The 3,332-nt window shown below is 70.3% G+C and carries 3 protein-coding genes and 1 pseudogene; 1 reads left to right on the forward strand and 3 read right to left on the reverse strand.

All coding sequences use genetic code 11. The features are described from left to right. Nucleotides 1-1,106 (forward strand): TIGR03620 family F420-dependent LLM class oxidoreductase (locus tag ACFWN1_RS32395; protein WP_384370049.1); only part of this gene is annotated, 1,106 nt, incomplete at its 5' end. Nucleotides 1,107-2,229: 1,123 nt separating this feature from the next. Here the strand turns inward: ACFWN1_RS32395 and ACFWN1_RS32400 are convergent. The 3 genes and pseudogenes from ACFWN1_RS32400 to ACFWN1_RS32410 form a co-directional block, all read right to left on the reverse strand. Continuing rightward, a pseudogene (locus ACFWN1_RS32400) lies at nt 2,230-2,555 on the reverse strand (helix-turn-helix domain-containing protein). Further along, nucleotides 2,552-2,917 (reverse strand): tyrosine-type recombinase/integrase, encoded by a 366-nt coding sequence (locus ACFWN1_RS32405; RefSeq protein ID WP_384370052.1) that lies wholly within the window; start codon nt 2,915-2,917, stop codon nt 2,552-2,554. The pseudogene ACFWN1_RS32400 and the gene ACFWN1_RS32405 overlap by 4 nt, the downstream one beginning before the upstream one ends. An 18-nt stretch (nt 2,918-2,935) precedes the next feature. Further along, nucleotides 2,936-3,124, reverse strand: a complete 189-nt coding sequence (locus ACFWN1_RS32410) for a Gfo/Idh/MocA family oxidoreductase (RefSeq protein WP_384370055.1) — start codon at nt 3,122-3,124, stop codon at nt 2,936-2,938. Between the last annotated feature and the right edge of the window lie 208 nt (nt 3,125-3,332).

Below are 3,332 nucleotides of genomic sequence, written 5' to 3' on the forward strand. Positions count from 1 at the left end.
GCCTGCCTCGCCGCGCCGGCCGTCAGGCCCCCGGGCGGCTGACCGGGGCGGGCTCGACTCCTACGCCCCGGCTTCTGCTGTTGATGATGAGCGCCTTCTGCGCGCAGCTCCATCCCACCCGAGATTGGCAGGACGATCGCATGACCGACACTCCGACAAAAGCACCGAAAGACGGCAGCCCAGAGATCCCCGCCCAGACAAGCCGCGCGCTGTGGCGTGAGCGGCTCGGCCGAGTCGGCGTGTGGAGTATGGAGCTGCGTACCGCGCCGGCGGAGACCATCGAGCGCGCCGCCCGCAGCTTGGACGATGCAGGGTTCGGCGCGCTGTGGATCCCAGGGCTGGACGGTGGCCAGGTGTTCTCCGACGCGCAACGCCTGCTCGCGGCGACCCGGCGGACGTCCGTCGTCATCGGCGTGCAGAGCATCTGGAAGCAAGAAGCGGCCGAGCTGGCCGAACGTGCCGCTGCGGTCGAGTCCAGCTTCCCCGGACGGCTGCTCACCGGGCTCGGTGTGGGCGCCGCCGAAGCGGCCCACGCGGTCGGCAAACCGTTCAGCACGGCCGTCAGGGAGATGACCAACTACCTGGATCGCCTGGACTCCGCGCCGGCGCCCCTTCCCGGGCACCGCCGACTGCTGGGCTCACTCGGGCCCAGGATGGCCACGCTCGCCGGAACCCGAACCGCAGGACTGCACCCGTTCCTGGTGCCGGCCGAGGCCACTGTCGGCTACCGCGAGAATCTCGGCAACGACGCCCTGCTCGCCCCGCACCTGGCCGTCGTCCTGAACCCCGACCCGCACCGCGCCCGAGAGATCGCCCGCGGTGGCATCGGTTTCTTCCTCGGTCTGCACACCTACCAGGGGAACCTGCGCCGGCTCGGATTCTCCGATGCCGATTTCGTTCCCGGTGGTAGCGACCGCCTCATCGACGCCTTGGTGGCCTGGGGCGACATTGACGCTGTTCGCCCTCGGATCCAGGAACACCTGGAAGCCGGCGCCGACCACGTCGCGCTGCATGTGATCACCCCCGGGCAGCAGGTGCCCACACAGGAATGGGCACAACTCGCCGCGGAGTTGTTCCAGAGTGGCGGCCTGGCGGCGAAGCGGTGAGGTCAGGGAGACCGCGCTGATCGGGGCGGTGCCCAGGGCGGTGAACTTGTCGATCAGCAGGTGCGGGTTGGCGGTGTCCGGCCCGTGGCGACGCCGGTAGTCCAGCCACTCGCGGGCGACGTGGAGTGTCAGTTCATCCAGGCGCCGGACACGGCCGCCGATGAGGGTGTGCCGCCGGGGGCTGCCGTGGAGGGCGTCGAGCTGGCTGAGGACGTCGTCGCGGGTCACCTCGCACGGGTGGTCGTAGCGGGCGGACCACTCCAGCAGGATGGGACGGATTCGGTTGACGTAGTTCCAGACCGTGTTCTCGTCCCGGGGCCGGGAGGGAGGGCCGCGTCATGCAGGAGACGGGCCCACTGCTCGACATCGCGGCGGATTCCAGGGGCGGTGCCGTCGAGTTTACGGTCCAGCCGCTGTTCGAATGACGGCGTCCGGTCGTCTTGGAAAACGCTGAGGTGGTCGAGTACTTCCGTTGTGCGTTCGACGCCGAGCCCGCCTGCTCGCAGAGCCGGGAAAATCTCGGAGTGGCGTACGACTTCGCCGCCAGTGTGGCCGGACAGCACGATGACCAGGGCTCGGTCGACGTCCAGGCGGACGCGCCGGGGCCAGCCGTGGGCTTCGCCGGGACGATGCCCGGTATGCCGGGCCCAGGCCAGCCATGGGTTGTCGGGCCGGGCGTGTTCCCGGCGGTCGCACCGGGTGAAGTCTCGGCGGGCCTCGAACAGCGGCGGCTGGGGCCAGCCGGAGACCGGCCGGTGGGCGGGGGCCAACTCGGGGTGACCGGGGCGGCCCCGGCGGCGCCCCTGCTTGCCTCTGAGAGGGCCGGGCTGCCGCGGGCGGTGAAGGTTGGTGAAGAACAGCTGATGGTGGCGCACTCTCTCCAAGTAGGGTGCCAGCAGCGTGACTTGGTCCTTGGCGTCCTGGCTCGCCTGATGCCAGCACAGGCGGCAATACCCCTTCTTCAACCGCACTGTTCGGTGGCCTCCGACGCACTCGGCGGGTTCGTCGTCGCGGCGGAAACTCTGGCAGGCGCCGCAGGTGCAGCCGGGCAGCACGCCCCAGCCGAAGCAGGTAGGGCAGCTGCCCGGCGGTTTGCACTTGCCCGCCGGCAGAACGTAGGCCATCACGTGGGCGGTAGAGATCGGCCGTCCCGGCGCCGGGGTACCACCACTGGGGCCGCATCGGCCGCGGCAGCGGCCTGCTGGCCGGTCGCCTCGCCGTGGCGCTGGACTTTCTCCGGCTCGGGGATCAGCAGGTCGCCGATCTCGCAGCCAAGGACCACACAGATGACATCCAGGTAGTCGAGCTTGAGGGAGACCGGCCGGCCGGACCACAGCCCGGACATCTTCCCCGCCGAGATCACCAACCCGTGCTCGGCCAGGCTTCGTTGGAGCTCGGACGCCTTCCAGATACCTTGCTGGCGGCCGTCGGTCGCAGGTTCCACCTCATCGGATCAGCCCTTCCAGCCGCTTTGCGGCCCGCTCGGTCCCGGCGGCCCAGGTGTCCTCGGCCCGGGTCTGCTGGACGTGTACGTATCGCATCGTCGTGGTGATCCAGAAATGTCCTAAGACCTCCTGAATTGCGAGCAAGTCCATCCCGTTCTCGTAGAGTTGGGACGCGCAGAAATGCCGCATGACATGCGGGGTGAGCTTCTCGCCCCATCCCGGTAGATGCGCTTTGGCCGCGTCCTTGCGACCCCTGCGCAGGGCGTCGTCACCCGACTGCTGCCGGCTCCCGCCGGGCCCTCCGACAAGGTGGTTCCGTGACCGAGCCGCCTGGGGGGTCAACTCCCACGGCACCGACGGGATCACGAACTCCGGCGCGGCTGGTCACAGTTCTCCGACCGTATGGAAAGCGGGTACGCTCCACTCCGCCTCCACCTGGGCGGCACGTTCGGCCAGGCGCGTCACCACGCCGGCTAGCGCCAGCCGTTCACGCAGCGCCCTTGCCGGCCGGACGAAGAACTCGGCCCGCCAGCCACCGCCCACGATGCCGAACCCTATGGGTGCTGCGCTCACCTGTCCGCTCCTTCCCGCGTCCGGGGAGTGAGTCTGACCCGGCGATCTGCGGCGCGTGTGGCACACACCGCCGCGACGGCGTACCTGCCGGGGGCCACCGGCACGGCGGATGCCCGGGTTGGCGGCTGCCGCCCTGCCGGTGCCGGAGCGGGTGTCGCCGGGGCGCGGTCCGCAGAGGCTGCGACCGCTCCCCCTTGCGGTTCTCCGC

The sequence above is a fragment of the Streptomyces sp. NPDC058459 genome, assembly GCF_042721685.1.
Taxonomy (GTDB): Bacteria; Actinomycetota; Actinomycetes; order Streptomycetales; family Streptomycetaceae; genus Streptomyces.